We start from the raw sequence: 15297 nt of genomic DNA on the forward strand, positions 1-15297 counted from the left end.
CGCACCCGGGCGGCCACCCCCTGCCGGAAAGGGCCGACGCGCGTGACCGGACCCCTCATCGTCCAGAGCGACAAGACGCTGCTCCTCGAAGTCGACCACGACCAGGCGGACGCCTGCCGTCGCGTGATCGCCCCGTTCGCGGAGCTGGAGCGTGCACCCGAGCACATCCACACCTACCGGGTCACCCCGCTCGGCCTGTGGAACGCCCGCGCCGCGGGGCACGACGCCGAGCAGGTCGTCGACGCGCTCGTGGAGTACTCGCGCTACCCCGTGCCGCACGCGCTCCTCGTCGACATCGCCGAGACGATGGCGCGGTACGGCCGCCTCACCCTGTCCAAGCACCCGGTGCACGGCCTGGTGCTGACGTCCAACGACCGGCCGGTGCTGGAGGAGATCCTCCGCTCGAAGAAGGTCCAGCCGTTGGTCGGGGCCCGTCTCGACCCGGACACCGTGGCCGTGCACCCCTCCGAGCGCGGGCAGATCAAGCAGACGCTGCTGAAGCTGGGCTGGCCCGCCGAGGACCTCGCCGGGTACGTCGACGGCGAGGCGCACCCGATCGAGCTCGACCAGAACGGCTGGGCGCTGCGCCCGTACCAGAAGCAGGCCGTCGAGGGCTTCTGGCACGGCGGTTCCGGTGTCGTCGTCCTCCCCTGCGGGGCCGGGAAGACGCTGGTCGGCGCCGGTGCGATGGCGGAGGCCAAGGCGACCACGCTGATCCTGGTCACCAACACCGTCTCGGCCAGGCAGTGGAAGCACGAGCTGGTGAAGCGGACCTCGCTGACCGAGGACGAGATCGGTGAGTACAGCGGTACGCGCAAGGAGATCCGGCCGGTCACGATCGCCACGTACCAGGTGCTGACGACCCGCCGTAAGGGCATCTACCCGCACCTGGAGCTGTTCGACTCCCGTGACTGGGGGCTCGTGATCTACGACGAGGTGCACCTGCTGCCCGCCCCCGTCTTCAAGTTCACCGCCGACCTCCAGGCCAGGCGGCGCCTCGGGCTCACCGCCACGCTGGTGCGGGAGGACGGGCGCGAGTCGGACGTCTTCTCGCTCATCGGACCCAAGCGGTTCGACGCGCCGTGGAAGGAGATCGAGGCGCAGGGCTACATCGCGCCCGCCGACTGCGTCGAGGTCCGCGTCAATCTGACGGATTCGGAACGGCTGGCGTACGCGACGGCCGAGGCCGAGGAGAAGTACCGGTTCTGCGCGACGACCGCGACGAAGCGCAAGGTCACCGAGGCGCTCGTCCGCAAGCACCAGGGTGAGCAGACCCTCGTCATCGGGCAGTACATCGACCAGCTCGACGAGCTCGGTGAGCACCTGAACGCCCCGGTGATCAAGGGCGAGACCAGCAACGCCCAGCGCGAGAAGCTGTTCGGCGCGTTCCGCGAGGGTGAGATCAGCGTGCTGGTCGTGTCGAAGGTGGCGAACTTCTCGATCGACCTGCCGGAGGCGACGGTCGCCATCCAGGTGTCGGGAACATTCGGCTCACGCCAGGAGGAGGCCCAGCGGCTCGGCCGGGTGCTGCGGCCGAAGGCGGACGGGCACGAGGCCCGGTTCTACTCGGTGGTCGCCCGCGACACGATCGACCAGGACTTCGCGGCGCACCGCCAGCGGTTCCTGGCCGAGCAGGGGTACGCGTACCGGATCGTCGACGCGGACGAACTGCTCACGGACAGCTGACCCGGAGGCTGCCGGCCGGGGCCGGAGGCCGTCGGCCGGGGCCGGAGGGGGAGGCAGTCGGCCGGGGCCGAGGGGGAGGCAGTCAGGCCGGAGGGTGGCCGGTCTGAGGGTGGCCGGTCTGGGTCCGGTCGGCCTGAGGTCGGCCGGTGGTCTCTCAGCGGTGGCGGCGGACGACGCCCGCCTCCTCCGCGTACTCGCCGAGGACGGCCACCCCGAAGGCGGTGCGCGCGAAGACGCCGACTGCGCGCACCGCGTCGCCGAGGCGGTGGCCGCGACGGTGGCCGGTGGCCGCGGTCGCGCCGTGCGCGGGCCCGGTCCTGCGCGGGTTCACATATACGGTGCTCATGCATTCCATGGTGCTCCGCTCCCGGCCGGAACGGCATCGGCCTGTGGACGGAAGCGCGCGAGGGCCCGGGTAGGCCCCAGGTCGCACCCCGCCCCCACCGTCCCCTACGGGAGATACGGACACCGTCCTTATTCGTTCGACGGTGCGGACCACGGTCGATACAATCGCCGGTCTGCCCGCCTCCGCACCGTGGTACCGGCCGCCTCCTTGAGCGGCCGGCAGCCGGGGGAGCGCCGCCGACCGGACGGAAACCGGCCGACAACAGCCGCACGCATCCTCTGCGTGCGCACCTGTGAACGTCCTTGAGCGGACCAGGCCACCGAGCCCGGTCCGCCGTCCTGCGTCGAAAAGCCGGAGGCAACACCGTGCCCGCGCACGAAGAGACAAGCGAAGACACCAGCGAAGCGGCCAGCAGTCCACTGGCCGGGGAACGTGCCCACCTCGCCGGCTCCCGCGCCGCACTGCGCGCCATGCGCGAGGACGTACAGGCCCTCGACATCCGCGACGTCACGGCGAACTGGGTCAACGCCGCCGTCCTGCAGGCCCAGATCGACGACCGCATCAAGGCGCTCGCCGACCTCTCCCACACCCCGCTGTTCTTCGGCCGCCTCGACTACCGGCACCCGGTCGGCGCGGAAGAGGCGGAGGGGGCCGAGGGCGAGCAGTTCTACATCGGGCGCCGCCACGTCCACGACGCCCACGGCGACCCGATGGTCATCGACTGGCGCGCCCCGGTCTCCCAGCCGTTCTACCAGGCCTCCAGGAACAACCCCCTGGACGTCGACCGGCGCCGCCGCTTCGGCTACACCGGTGGCGAACTGACCGCGTACGAGGACGAGCACCTCACCGACCCGGCGGAGACCGAGCAGACCAGCAAGCTCCTCCAGGCGGAGATCGAGCGGCCCCGCGTCGGCCCGATGCGCGACATCGTGGCGACGATCCAGCCGGAGCAGGACGAGATCGTCCGGAGCGACCTCGGCGGAACGGTCTGCGTCCAGGGAGGCCCCGGCACCGGGAAGACGGCCGTCGGTCTGCACCGGGTCGCCTACCTCCTGTACGCGCACCGCGAACGGCTCGCCCGCACGGGCACCCTCGTCATCGGCCCGAACCGGTCCTTCCTGCACTACATCGAGCAGGTGCTGCCCGCACTGGGCGAGCTGGAGGTGAAGCAGGCCACCGTCGAGGACCTGGTGACGGCTCAGGTCGAGGTGCGCGGCACCGACGAGGCGGCCGCCGCCGTGATCAAGGGCGACGCCCGGATGGCCGAGGTCCTGCGGCGCGCGCTCCGCTCGCACGTCACCCCGCCGACGGAGGGAGTCGTCGTGGTGCGCGGCTCGCGGCGCTGGCGCGTACCGGCGTACGAGATCGAGGAGATGGTCGACGAGCTGCTGGCCCGTGACATGCGCTACGGCGCCGCCCACGAGGCGCTCCCGCAGCGCATCGCGCACGCCGTCCTCGTACGCATGGAGGAGGCGGGTGAGGCCCCGGACGACCGCGTGCAGAACGCGGTGGCGCGTACGCCCGCGGTGAAGGCGGCCGTGAAGGCGGTCTGGCCCGCGGTGGACCCGGCGAAGCTGGTGCTGCGGCTCCTCTCGGACCCCGAGTTCCTGGCGGTGCACGCGGAGGGGATCCTCACCGGCGACGAGCAGAAGCGGATCGTCCTGGCCAAGCCGGCCCGCAGCGTGAAGTCGGCGAAGTGGTCGGCGGCGGACGCGGTCCTGATCGACGAGGCGGGCGACCTGGTGGCCCGTACGCACTCGCTGGGCCATGTCGTCATCGACGAGGCCCAGGACCTGTCCCCGATGCAGTACCGGGCGGTGGGCCGCCGCTGCTCGACCGGCTCGGCGACGGTGCTCGGCGACCTGGCACAGGGCACGACACCCTGGTCGACGGAGAGCTGGGCGCAGGCGCTGTTCCACCTCGGCAAGGCGGACGCGGTGGTGGAGGAGCTGACCGCGGGCTTCCGTGTGCCGCGCGAGGTGATCGCGTACGCCTCCCGGCTGCTCCCCGCGATCTCGCCCGGTCTGGCCCCCGTGGAGTCCGTACGTGAGACACCCGGCTCGCTGGCCGTACGGGAGGTGACCGGCGCTGACGCCCTGGTCGCGGCGGTGGTCGCGGCGTGCGAGGAGTCGCTGGCCCACGAGGGCTCGATCGGCCTGATCGCCGCCGACGCCCGTGTCCCGGCGCTGGCCGACGCCCTGACGGCGGCGGGCCACGCGTACCTCTCCCCCGGTGAGGAGACGACGGCCGCGTCCCGGCTGACGCTGGTCCCGGCGTCGCTGGCGAAGGGCCTGGAGTACGACTACGTGGTGCTGGACGAACCGGCCGCCGTGGTCGACGGCGAACCCGACGAACGCACGGGCCTGCGCCGGCTGTACGTGGCCCTGACCCGAGCGGTCTCGGGCCTGGTGGTCCTGCACGCGGCCCCACTGCCGGAGCAACTCGGGTAGGAACCGCCGCCCCGCCTCTCCCGCCGGTCCGGGCGGCCTGCGCCGCGTCCCCGGATCCTTCCGCGTCCACCTTCGGAAGGATCCGGTCCAGCCGGCGCGGTGTCCACCGGGCGGTGCGGCCGACCAGGGCCATCACGGCGGGGACCAGAGGAGCCGGACGACGGTGGCGTCGATGAGCACGCTCGCCGCGAGTCCGAGGCCGAGCATCTTCACCACGATGTTGTCGCTGGTCCGGAACGCGGCGAAGACGTCGCCCGTCGCGCGCCCGCCCGTCGCGCCTCGCGCGCCCGCCCCGCCGCGTGCTCACCCGCCGAGGGCCGCGCGCCACTCCCGTACCGCCGCCTCGTCCACCGGGCCCGACCAGCCGGACGGACGGGCGGCGCCGCCGATGTGGAAGGCGTCGATACCGGCGGCCACCAGGCGGGGCAGGTGTTCCAGGCGGAGCCCGCCACCCACCAGGATCTGCGGCTCGTAGCCCGGCTGCCCGGCTGCCGCTCGGGCCGCCTCGGCGAGCAGGGTGGGGATGCCGTCATCGACGCCCTTGGCCGAGCCCGCCGTCAGGTACGTGTCCAGACCGGGCAGTTCCGCGAGGTGCTTGCGCAGTGCGTCGCGGTCCACGACGCGGTCGATCGCCCGGTGGAAGGTCCACCGGCAGCCGTTCAGCTCGGCGACGAGACGCTCGACGGCCACCAGGTCGACGTTCCCCTCCTGGTCGAGGAAGCCGAGCACGAACTCCTCGGCCCCCTCCGCCCGCATCTCGCGCGCCCTCTCCACGAGCACGTCGATGTCGCCGACCGCGAACCCGTCCGCGACCCGGAGCATGACGCGCAGCGGGATGTCCACGGCGGACCGGATCTCCGCGACGGTCTTCGGAGAAGGGGTCAGGCCGTCCGCGGCCATGTCGGTGACCACTTCGAGGCGGTCCGCACCACCCGCCTGAGCCGCGACCGCGTCCTCCGCGTCGAGAGCGATCACCTCCAGGACTGCACGGTTGCTCATGTGGTTCCATTCCTTCGGAGCGGCTATAGGTCTAGTCCAATAAACAGCCTACGGGTCAGCTCCGGACGGCGCAGCTTCCCCATGTGAACGCATGGGCGTGAAAGATACGCGAGGCCCGGGACACATCCATGGAACGGACGCGCCGACGGCCTCACGGGGCAGCCGCCCCGTCGGCCAGGACGCGCCGTCGCCGTCGCGCCACCCCCACCGACGAGGAGGGGCCGCGCGGCGGGATGCGGGAGGGCCACGTCATCAGCCGAAACAACTCGCGTGTAGGTTGCACTCGGCGTGTGCGGGGCGGACCCGGCCCCCCGACCGGGCCCGCCCCGCACACGCCCCTACGGGCGCTGCCCCATCCGGTCCACCACGGCCGCCCGGACGAGTCCTCGAATCCTTGACCTCGACGAACTTCGCGATGCCCCGGAGCCCAGGCTCTTGAGCTCATCGGGACCCCCTCGAAGGCGTGGGCACTGTCACCTGTTGTTGTCCGCCGACCCCGTTCGAGTTCCCATCCAATCGCCAGGTGGTCGCTCAGGCCGCCACGAACCGCACGGGCGTCCCGGGCACCGCCTGGGCCGCCGCTGCCAGGGCGGCCTCGGCCACGACGGCGACGACCGGGTAGCCGCCCGTCGTCGGGTGGTCGTTGAGGAAGACCACGGGCCGCCCGTCCGGCGGCACCTGGACGGCACCCAGCACGATGCCCTCGCTGGGCAGTTCGCCGCCCCGGGAGCGTTCCAGGGCGGGCCCCTCCGTACGCAGTCCGATGCGGTTGCTCCGCTCCGAGACCCGGTACGCGGCGGTGGTGAGCGTACGCAGGGCGGCCGGGGTGAACCACGTGTGGCGGGGCCCGGGGTACAGCGGCAGGACCAGCTCCGCGGGGGCACCCGGCCAGGGCACCGCGTCGGCGGGCGCGCAGCCGTGTCCGTGCCCCGGGGCCAGCAGCCCCAGGGGCAGTACGTCACCGTCGCGCAGGACCGGCGGGCCGAGCCCCGAGAGCAGGTCGGCGGACCGGCTGCCCAGCACCTGTTCCGGCACCAGACCACCGCCGAACGCCAGATAGCAGCGGAGCCCGTGCTCGGCGGGCCCGGCCTCCAGCACCGCCCCTTCCGGTACGCGCACGGGCGCACCCCACGCCACCGGCCGGTCGTCCACCGTGACCCGGCAGCCCGCCCCGCCGACGACTGCGGTCACGGACGGGGCTCCGGACAGGCGGACCGCGCAGCCCGTGAGCGTGGTCTCCAGCACCGCCGCGTCCGGCGCGTTGCCGGCGAGCCGGTTGGCCAGCCGCCGGGCGGGCGCGTCCAGTGCCCCCGCCCGGGGCACCCCGAGATGCGCCCAGCCGGTCCGCCCCTCGTCCTGCACGGTCGTCAGCGCCCCGGCCCGCACGACATGGAGCCCGGGGCTCATCCGCGTACTCCCGCCGCCACGAAGCGCACCCGGGCGCCGGGGCCGAGCAGTGCCGCCGGTTCGCGTCCCGGGTCCCACAGGGCGGCAGGCTCCGGCATCCGGCCGACGATCTGCCAGCCGCCGGGCGACGCGCGCGGATAGACCCCCGTGTACGGCCCGGCGAGGGCCAGCGCACCGGCGGGCACCCTGGTCCGCGGGGTGGCGCGGCGCGGTACGTGCAGGTGGCCGGGCAGCCCCGTGAGGTATCCGAATCCGGGCGCGAATCCGCAGAAGGCCACCCGGAACTCCGTACCGGCGTGGATGCGCGGCACGTCTTCGACGGCGACGCCCCACAGCCCGGCGACCTCGGCGAGATCCGGGCCGTCGTAGACGACGGGGATCTCGACGGCCTCCCCCGCGCCCCGGTGCGGCGGCGGAATCTCCCAGGTCAGCAGCCGCTCGGCCAGCGAACGGTCCTCGACCCCGTCCAGCAGCACCGTCCGGGCGCCGGGGACGATCTCGCGCACGGCGGGCAGGGAGCCGTCCGCCCGGCGGCGCAGCAGCTCCGCGTGGAAGGCCTCCGCGTCCTCGCCGGAGGCCAGCTCCACCAGCAGGGCCCGGGGCCCGGCCGGGAGCACCCGTACCGCGCTCACGCGAACGCCCGCACGGACACGCCCGCGTCCTCCAGTGCCCTCCGGATCCGCAGGGCGAGCGCCGCCGCCCCGGGAGTGTCGCCGTGGACGCACAGCGACCGGGCTGCGACCGGTATCCGGCTCCCGTCCACGCCGGTCACCGTCCGCCCGACGGCCATGCCGACGCTGCGGTGTACGACGTCGTCCGCGTCGTGCAGCACCGCGCCCGCCTCGCCGCGCGGCACGAGCGTGCCCTGCGGGGTGTACGCGCGGTCGGCGAACGCCTCCGGCACCGCCGTCAGGCCCGCGGCCTCCGCGTGGGCCAGCAGCCTGGACCCGGGCAGCCCGAGGACCGCCGGACGGCCGCCCGCGAGCAGGACGCCCTCGACGACGGCGGCTGCCTGGCCGTCGTCCCACACGACGCGGTTGTACAGGGCGCCGTGCGGCTTCACGTACGAGACGGTGGAGCCCGCCGCCTCCGCGAAGACCCGCAGCGCACCGATCTGGTAGGCGGTCTCGGCGGTGAGTTCGCCGGCCGGGACGTCCATGGCGCGGCGTCCGAAACCGGCGAGGTCGCGGTAGGAGACCTGCGCCCCGATCCGCACGCCCCGGGCCGCCGCCAGGTCGCAGACCCGGCGCATCACGGAGGCGTCCCCGGCGTGGAAGCCACAGGCGACGTTGGCGCTCGTGACACAGGTCAGCAGCGCCTCGTCCTCGGTGAGGGTCCAGCGTCCGAACCCCTCTCCGAGGTCCGCGTTGAGGTCCATCGGGTACGTCGGGTACGTCGGGTCAGCGGTGTCCGTCACGGGCGCACGCTAACCACCGGCCGCCCCGCACGACAAGGCCGGGCACGTCCTACAGTCGCCGTATGACCGACGCCCTCACGCTCCGCACCCGTTGGCAGGACGCCCTCGTCGCCGCCCGGCGCGGAGCCCCCGGCCCCGACCCGGCACCGTACGCCGACAACCTCCTGGCCCGCTGGGCCGAATCGCAGCGGCGCTACCACACCACCGCCCATCTGACCCAGGTCCTGGACCGCGTCGACACCCTCGCCGGCCATGCCGCCGACCCGGACCTGGTGCGCCTGGCCGTCTGGTTCCACGACGCGGTCTACCGCCCCGACCGCACCGAGAACGAGGAGCGCAGCGCCGCTCTCGCCGAGCGGGCCCTGCCGGAGGCCGGTGTCCCCGGCGCCGGCGTGGCCGAGGTGGCCCGGCTGGTCCGGCTCACCGTCACCCACGACCCGGCGGACGGCGACACCAACGGGGAGGTGCTGTGCGACGCGGACCTGGCGATCCTCGCGGCGGGCCCACGGGAGTACGCGGCGTACGCGGCGCAGGTACGGGAGGAGTACGGCTTCGTACCGGACGACGCCTTCCGTGAGGGCCGGGCGGCCGTCCTGCGGCAGCTGCTGGGCCTGCCCAGGCTGTTCCGTACGCCGCACGGGGTCGCGGAGTGGGGACCGCGGGCCCGGCAGAACCTGATGACGGAGCTGGAGCTGCTCACCCACTGAGACGGGGGAATGCCGAGGGAAGGAACACTGTTGGTCACAGTCATGCCCGACTCCGCCTCCAGCCGGCCCCGTATGCCCTTGGCCGTATACATCCTCGGCCTTTCGGTCTTCGCTCTCGGTACCAGCGAGTTCATGCTGTCCGGACTGCTGCCACCGATCGCCGACGACATGAACGTGTCGATCCCGCAGGCCGGACTCCTCATATCCGCCTTCGCGATCGGCATGGTGATCGGCGCCCCGCTGCTGGCCGTGGCCACGCTCCGGCTGCCACGCCGCACGACGCTCGTCGCGCTCATCTCGGTCTTCGGTCTGGGCCAGATCGCGGGCGCGCTGGCGCCGACGTACGAGGTGCTCTTCGTCTCCCGGGTGGTGAGCGCGCTGGCGTGCGCCGGTTTCTGGGCGGTGGGCGCTGCGGTCGCCATCGCCATGGTGCCGGTGAACTCGCGGGCCCGGGCGATGGCCGTCATGATCGGCGGGCTGTCGATCGCCAACGTGCTGGGTGTGCCGCTGGGCGCGTTCCTCGGGGAGAGCTTCGGCTGGCGTTCGGCGTTCTGGGCGGTGGGCGCCGCGTCCGCCGTGGCCCTGGTCGGCGTCGCCACGCGCATCCCGCGCATCCCGCTGCCCGACGAGAAGCCGCAGCTCAAGCGCGAGGTCGCGATCTACCGGGACCGCCAGGTGTGGTTGTCGATCGTGATCACGGCGCTCGCGGCGGGCGGTGTCTTCTGCGCGTTCAGCTATCTCGCGCCGCTCCTGACGGATGTCGCGGGGCTGAGCTCCGGCTGGGTGCCATGGGTGCTCGCGCTGTTCGGCGTCGGTGCGGTGATCGGGACGACGATCGGCGGCCGGGTCGCGGACGCGCACCTCTTCGGGGTGCTGCTGAGCGGCATCACGGCCTCGACGGTCTTCCTGGTGGCACTGGCCCTGTTCGCGTCGAACCAGGTCGCGGTGATCGTCCTGGCGTTCCTGCTCGGCCTGTCCGCCTTCTACACGGCCCCGGCGCTCAACGCCCGGATGTTCAACGTCGCGGGCGTCGCCCCGACGCTGGCCGGTGCGACGACGACGGCGGCGTTCAACCTGGGCAACACGAGCGGCCCGTGGCTGGGTGGCACGGTCATCGACGCGGACTTCGGCTTCCAGGCGACGGCCTGGGCGGGCGCCGCGATGATGCTGGTCGGCCTGGCGGCGGTGGTGGTGTCGATGCGCCTGGGCGGCAACGGCACCCCGTCCCGACGCATCGCGGGCGCCCCGGGCAGGACCATCCCCACGCAAGCCACCGAACCGGCTCCTGCCGCCTCTACGACTTCTGCCGCTTCCGCCACGTCGGTCACTCCTGGGGAGCAGGCCGCCCCTTCGGGCGCCGCAGCCCCGCGGCAGTGATCCGGCGCACGATCTCCTTCGATCCGACCTCCCGAGCCCCGGCGCGCACCGCGTCCGCGTAGTGCGCCTCGGGTACGTCGTAGTGGTCGCGCTCGAACGCGCGGGGCGGGCAGCCGATCGCCGCGGCGAAGGCGTGCAGCTCGTCGAACGACACGTCGCTGACGAGGTGGGACCACATGCGCCCGTGCCCCGGCCAGGTGGGCGGGTCGATGTAGACGGTCATCCGCCGAGCACCCCTGCGAGCTCCCCCACGGGTGCGACGGCCACCGTGGCCTTGGTGCAGACCCAGTGCGGGTCGGGGCCGAGCTCGGGCTCGACCTCCAGGGCGTGCGGCCCGTCCTCGGTGCACACGGGGCACAGCGGCCAGCGGCCGTAGCGCTCCAGCAGCGCGTCCTGGACGTCCTGCGCCACCAGGCCGGTGACGAAGGCCACGCCTTCGGGCCACTGCTCGACCCACCAGCGCCGATGGGTCACCGCGTCCTCGACCAGCGAGACGACCTCGGCCTCGGCCACGTCACCCGCGACGAGGTCGGCCATCACCAACGCCCGCGCGCGATGCAACTCCCGCTCCACCATCCTCAACTCCATCCCCCCATTCTCCCCCGCTCCCCTGGCGCACCGGGCTGCCCGGTGATTGGGAACTTGGAGACGCCCAAATCGGGCATTTACTCCACATTTTCGTCCTTAGCCTCCCAATCACTCATAGGGGATTGACGATGCGGCGGAGTGGAAATAACTTTCAAGGGTGACCAATGACGTGAAGGAAAGTTTCAGCGCTGGTTCCCCGCCCGCGCCTGCGGCCCTCGCGGCCAAGGTGCGGACCCTCGCCCCCTCCATGACCCGCTCCATGCAGCGGGTCGCCGAAGCCGTGGCGGGGGACCCTGCCGGATGCGCCGCCCTCACCGTCACCGGTCTCGCCGAGCTCACCGGCACCAGCGAGGCCACCGTCGTCCGCACTGCCCGCCTCCTCGGCTACCCCGGCTACCGGGACCTGCGCCTGGCGCTCGCCGGGCTCGCGGCCCACCAGCTCTCCGGCCGGGCGCCCGCCGTCACCGCCGACATCGCGGTGGACGACCCGATCGCCGATGTCGTGACCAAGCTCGCGTACGACGAGCAGCAGACCCTCGCCGACACCGCCGCGGGCCTCGACACCGGCCAGCTCGGCGCCGCGGTCGCCGCCGCCGCGACCGCACGCCGCATCGACATCTACGGCGTCGGTGCCTCCTCCCTCGTCGGCCAGGACCTGGCGCAGAAGCTGCTCCGCATCGGTCTGATCGCCCACGCCCACACGGACCCGCACCTCGCGGTGACCAACGCCGTGCAGCTCCGCGCCGGTGACGTGGCCATCGCGATCACGCACTCCGGCTCCACGGGGGACGCCATAGAGCCGCTCCGGGTCGCCTTCGACCGGGGTGCGACGACGATCGCGATCACCGGCCGCCCGGACGGACCGGTCTCGCAGTACGCCGACCACGTCCTGACGACGTCCACCGCCCGCGAGAGCGAGCTGCGGCCCGCCGCCATGTCGAGCCGTACGAGCCAGCTCCTCGTCGTCGACTGCCTGTTCATAGGCGTCGCCCAGCGTACGTACGAGACGGCCGCACCCGCCCTGGCCGCTTCGTACGAGGCACTCGCCCACCGCCACAGCCCGCGCAGCCGCTGACCACACGGCCGCACCCGCACCCGCACCCGCACCCGCAGAACCGTACGAGACCGAGAAAGCAGAGCAGCTGTCCATGACCTCCACCACCGATGCCGGTAACGACGCCGCCGCCCCCGACGGCTACGGCGAGCTGCGCGCGCAGCTGGCCACCCTCACCACCGAGGCGTTCCGCCCCGAGCTCGCCGAGATCGACCGGCTCTCCACCCAGGAGATAGCCCGGATCATGAACGGTGAGGACACCACCGTGCCCGCCGCGGTCGCCGCGAAGCTGCCGCAGATCTCCGCCGCGATCGACGCCACCGCCGAGCGCATGGCGCGCGGCGGCCGGCTGATCTACGCGGGCGCCGGTACGGCCGGCCGCCTGGGCGTGCTCGACGCCAGCGAGTGCCCGCCCACCTTCAACACCGACCCGTCCGAGGTCATCGGCCTGATCGCGGGCGGCCCGTCCGCCATGGTCAAGGCCGTCGAGGGCGCCGAGGACAGCAAGGAGCTGGCCGCCGCCGACCTGGACGAGCTGGGCCTCACCGCCGACGACACGGTGGTCGGCATCTCCGCCTCCGGCCGCACCCCGTACGCCATCGGGGCCGTCGAGCACGCCCGCGGCAAGGGCGCGCTCACCCTCGGCCTCTCCTGCAACGCCGGCTCCGCACTCGCCGCGGCCGCCGAGCACGGCCTGGAGATCGTCGTCGGCCCCGAGCTGCTCACCGGCTCCACACGGCTGAAGGCGGGTACGGCCCAGAAGCTCGTCCTCAACATGCTGTCGACGATCACGATGATCCGGCTCGGCAAGACGTACGGGAATCTGATGGTCGACGTGCGCGCCTCCAACGAGAAGCTACGCGCCCGCTCCCGCCGGATCGTCTCCCTCGCCACCGGTGCCTCCGACCAGGAGATCGAGGCGGCGCTCGCCGCCACCGACGGCGAGGTCAAGAACGCCATCCTCACGATCCTGGGCGAGGTCGACGGCCCCACCGCCGCCACGCTCCTGGCCGGCTCCGAGGGCCACCTCCGCGCCGCCCTCGCGGCCGTACGCACCACCTGACGCACCACCTGCACCACTCCCCCGCACAGCAAGGCACCATGCACATGGCTACTGAAGACAAGAACCGCGCCACCGCCGCCGCGATCCTTCCGCTCGTCGGTGGCGCAGCGAACGTCAGCTCGATCGCCCACTGCATGACCAGGCTCCGGCTCGGTCTGCACGACCGTTCCCTCGTCGACGACGAGGCCCTGAAGGCCGTCCCCGCCGTGATGGGCGTGGTCGACGACGACACGTACCAGATCGTCCTCGGCCCCGGTACGGTCGCCCGGGTCACCCCGGAGTTCGAGCAGCTGGTCGAGGAGGAACGCGCGTCCGCGCCCCCGGTCGTCCACACCTCCGAGGAACTGGCGGCGCAGGGCGCGGCGATCAAGGCGCAGCAGAAGGCGAAGAACGCCACCCCGTTCAAGCTGTTCCTGCGCAAGATCGCGAACATCTTCGTCCCGCTGATCCCGGCCCTCATCGGCTGCGGCATCATCGCCGGTCTCAACGGACTGCTGGTCAACCTCGGCTGGCTGCCCTCGGTCACACCCGCCCTGGCCGCGATGGCATCCGGCTTCATGGCGTTGATCGCGGTCTTCGTGGGCTACAACACGGCGAAGGAGTTCGGCGGTACGCCGATCCTGGGTGGTGCGGTCGCGGCGATCATCGTCTTCCCGGGCGTCGCGAACATCGACGCCTTCGGACAGACCCTCTCCCCCGGCCAGGGCGGTGTGCTCGGCGCGCTGGGGGCCGCGGTCCTCGCGGTGTACGTGGAGAAGTGGTGCCGCCGCTGGGTGCCCGAGGCCCTCGACGTCCTGGTCACCCCGACCCTGACGGTGCTGATCTCCGGCCTGGTCACGATCTTCGGCCTGATGTACGTCGCCGGTGAGGTCTCCTCCGCCATCGGTACGTTCGCCGACTGGCTGCTGTCCACGGGTGGCGCGGGTGCGGGCTTCCTGCTCGGCGGCTTCTTCCTGCCGCTGGTGATGCTGGGCCTGCACCAGGCCCTGATCCCGATCCACACGACGCTGATCGAGCAGCAGGGCTTCACGGTCCTGCTCCCCATCCTCGCCATGGCCGGCGCGGGCCAGGTCGGCGCGGCGGCAGCGGTCTACCTGCGCCTGCCCCGTAACGAGTCGATCCGCAGGAACATCAAGTCCGCCCTCCCGGCCGGTCTGTTGGGTGTCGGCGAGCCTCTGATCTACGGTGTATCGCTCCCGCTCGGCCGCCCGTTCATCACGGCCTGTGTCGGCGGCGCGTTCGGCGGCGGCTTCGTGGGCCTGTTCAACCAACTCGGCGACTCCGTCGGCTCCACGGCCATCGGCCCGTCCGGCTGGGCCCTGTTCCCGCTCCTGGACGGCAACCACGGTCTCGGCTCGACGATCGCGATCTACGCGGGCGGTCTGGCGGTCGGCTACGTCGCCGGATTCGTCGCCACGTATTTCTTCGGCTTCAGCAAGGCCCTGCTGGACGAGTTCAACGTCCCGCAGGAGCCGGTCCCCTCGACGGTCGCCGCCACCGGCGGCCACACCACGACGGACCCGGGCACCGCACCCGGCGCCCCGGCGAAGGAACCGGCGGGGGTCTGACCCTCCACCTCGGCCCCTCGGCCCCGTCGAACCCGTCGGACCCGTCTGACCCCTCGGATTCGTCTGCCCCCTCGGGCCACCTCGCCTCCGGCCCCTTCGGACCGCCGGGCACCGCACCGCACCACCTCACGGCCGAGGCGGTGCGGTGCCCCGTCGGCGGCGTCGGCGGCTGCCCTTGACCTGGATCGTGCTCCAGCTTTCGCCGCGGTGGCCTGAGGCAGACGCCGTCTCGCAAGGCGACAAAAACCTTCGGATAATCCAGGAGTAGGAAATCATTCCTAGGGCATCAGAAGCCTTGGAGGTTGATAACAATGGTTCCCCTGCTTCTCGTTCTTCTGCTCGCCCTGGTCCTCTTCGGTGCCGGATTCGCACTCAAGGCGCTGTGGTGGATCGCAGTAATCGTGCTCGTGGTCTGGCTGATCGGATTCATTGTCCGGCCGACCGCGAGCGGTGGCCGACGTGGCCGGTGGTACCGCTGGTAGAACACCTTCACCAGCACTGATGACGTGGGTGGGCCCGGACCGAAGCGTCCCGGCCCACCCACGTTTACCATTACCCCTACCTCAAAATTCGTAAACCCCCGAAAAAAGGGCAAGCGAGTTACAGAAAACCAAAAATTACCTCGCGAAATGAGC

The 15297-nt window shown here is 72.4% G+C and carries 15 protein-coding genes and 1 pseudogene; 8 read left to right on the forward strand and 8 right to left on the reverse strand.

Features of this window, described 5'->3' with window-relative positions:
• Nucleotides 1–42 precede the first annotated feature (42 nt).
• Nucleotides 43–1686, forward strand: coding sequence for a DNA repair helicase XPB (locus tag ACFWVP_RS17745; RefSeq protein ID WP_384497629.1), 1644 nt, complete (start codon nucleotides 43–45; stop codon nucleotides 1684–1686).
• A gap of 154 nt (nucleotides 1687–1840) precedes the next feature.
• Here ACFWVP_RS17745 and ACFWVP_RS17750 read toward each other — a convergent pair whose 3' ends face one another.
• Nucleotides 1841–2032, reverse strand: coding sequence for a hypothetical protein (locus ACFWVP_RS17750; RefSeq protein ID WP_384497631.1), 192 nt, complete (start codon nucleotides 2030–2032; stop codon nucleotides 1841–1843).
• A gap of 365 nt (nucleotides 2033–2397) precedes the next feature.
• On the opposite strand from ACFWVP_RS17750, the gene ACFWVP_RS17755 reads away from it, so the two are divergent.
• Nucleotides 2398–4482: a HelD family protein gene (locus ACFWVP_RS17755; protein WP_384497632.1), complete on the forward strand. Its 2085-nt coding sequence runs from the start codon at nucleotides 2398–2400 to the stop codon at nucleotides 4480–4482.
• Nucleotides 4483–4510: 28 nt separating this feature from the next.
• Here the strand turns inward: ACFWVP_RS17755 and ACFWVP_RS17760 are convergent.
• The 5 genes and pseudogenes from ACFWVP_RS17760 to ACFWVP_RS17780 form a co-directional block, all read right to left on the reverse strand.
• Nucleotides 4511–4731 (reverse strand): annotated as a pseudogene (locus tag ACFWVP_RS17760) (membrane transporter); the annotation flags it as partial.
• Nucleotides 4732–4785: 54 nt separating this feature from the next.
• Complete coding sequence (locus ACFWVP_RS17765) at nucleotides 4786–5481, reverse strand: copper homeostasis protein CutC (RefSeq protein ID WP_384497633.1); 696 nt, start codon at nucleotides 5479–5481, stop codon at nucleotides 4786–4788.
• A 531-nt stretch (nucleotides 5482–6012) separates the two neighbouring features.
• Nucleotides 6013–6888, reverse strand: a complete 876-nt coding sequence (locus tag ACFWVP_RS17770; RefSeq protein WP_384497634.1) for a biotin-dependent carboxyltransferase family protein — start codon at nucleotides 6886–6888, stop codon at nucleotides 6013–6015.
• On the reverse strand, nucleotides 6885–7520 hold the full coding sequence (locus ACFWVP_RS17775) for an allophanate hydrolase subunit 1 (RefSeq protein ID WP_384497636.1): 636 nt from the start codon (nucleotides 7518–7520) through the stop codon (nucleotides 6885–6887). The genes ACFWVP_RS17770 and ACFWVP_RS17775 overlap by 4 nt, the downstream gene beginning before the upstream one ends.
• A complete protein-coding gene (locus ACFWVP_RS17780) occupies nucleotides 7517–8266 on the reverse strand; it encodes a LamB/YcsF family protein (RefSeq protein WP_384497655.1) in 750 nt (249 codons plus the stop codon). Before ACFWVP_RS17780 ends, ACFWVP_RS17775 begins: the two co-directional genes overlap by 4 nt.
• A gap of 101 nt (nucleotides 8267–8367) precedes the next feature.
• Between ACFWVP_RS17780 and ACFWVP_RS17785 the strand changes: the two genes are divergently transcribed.
• Together ACFWVP_RS17785 and ACFWVP_RS17790 are read left to right on the forward strand one after the other, a co-directional pair.
• Nucleotides 8368–9012 (forward strand): hypothetical protein, encoded by a 645-nt coding sequence (locus tag ACFWVP_RS17785; protein WP_384497637.1) that lies wholly within the window; start codon nucleotides 8368–8370, stop codon nucleotides 9010–9012.
• Between the two features lie 72 nt (nucleotides 9013–9084).
• Nucleotides 9085–10389, forward strand: a complete 1305-nt coding sequence (locus ACFWVP_RS17790; protein ID WP_384497639.1) for a Cmx/CmrA family chloramphenicol efflux MFS transporter — start codon at nucleotides 9085–9087, stop codon at nucleotides 10387–10389.
• Here the strand turns inward: ACFWVP_RS17790 and ACFWVP_RS17795 are convergent.
• Together ACFWVP_RS17795 and ACFWVP_RS17800 are read right to left on the reverse strand one after the other, a co-directional pair.
• The gene (locus ACFWVP_RS17795) at nucleotides 10337–10612 is read right to left on the reverse strand and encodes a DUF4031 domain-containing protein (RefSeq protein WP_384497640.1); all 276 of its coding nucleotides are present in this window, start codon (nucleotides 10610–10612) and stop codon (nucleotides 10337–10339) included. The genes ACFWVP_RS17790 and ACFWVP_RS17795 overlap by 53 nt on opposite strands.
• Nucleotides 10609–10977: a hypothetical protein gene (locus tag ACFWVP_RS17800; RefSeq protein WP_384497642.1), complete on the reverse strand. Its 369-nt coding sequence runs from the start codon at nucleotides 10975–10977 to the stop codon at nucleotides 10609–10611. The genes ACFWVP_RS17795 and ACFWVP_RS17800 overlap by 4 nt, the downstream gene beginning before the upstream one ends.
• Nucleotides 10978–11134: 157 nt before the next feature.
• Here ACFWVP_RS17800 and ACFWVP_RS17805 point away from each other — a divergent pair, with 157 nt between their 5' ends.
• The 4 genes from ACFWVP_RS17805 (at nucleotide 11135) to ACFWVP_RS17820 (ending at nucleotide 15144) form a co-directional block, all read left to right on the forward strand.
• Nucleotides 11135–12052, forward strand: a complete 918-nt coding sequence (locus ACFWVP_RS17805) for a MurR/RpiR family transcriptional regulator (protein ID WP_384497644.1) — start codon at nucleotides 11135–11137, stop codon at nucleotides 12050–12052.
• 73 nt (nucleotides 12053–12125) lie between these two features.
• The gene (murQ, locus tag ACFWVP_RS17810; RefSeq protein ID WP_384497646.1) at nucleotides 12126–13094 is read left to right on the forward strand and encodes an N-acetylmuramic acid 6-phosphate etherase; all 969 of its coding nucleotides are present in this window, start codon (nucleotides 12126–12128) and stop codon (nucleotides 13092–13094) included.
• A gap of 44 nt (nucleotides 13095–13138) precedes the next feature.
• Nucleotides 13139–14662 carry a PTS transporter subunit EIIC gene (locus ACFWVP_RS17815; RefSeq protein ID WP_384497648.1) on the forward strand — a complete coding sequence of 508 codons (1524 nt, stop codon included), beginning with the start codon at nucleotides 13139–13141 and terminating at the stop codon, nucleotides 14660–14662.
• A gap of 311 nt (nucleotides 14663–14973) precedes the next feature.
• Nucleotides 14974–15144: a hydrophobic protein gene (locus ACFWVP_RS17820; protein ID WP_384497649.1), complete on the forward strand. Its 171-nt coding sequence runs from the start codon at nucleotides 14974–14976 to the stop codon at nucleotides 15142–15144.
• The last annotated feature ends 153 nt before the right edge of the window (nucleotides 15145–15297 follow it).

Source organism: Streptomyces sp. NPDC058637, from assembly GCF_042717325.1.
GTDB lineage: Bacteria > Actinomycetota > Actinomycetes > Streptomycetales > Streptomycetaceae > Streptomyces.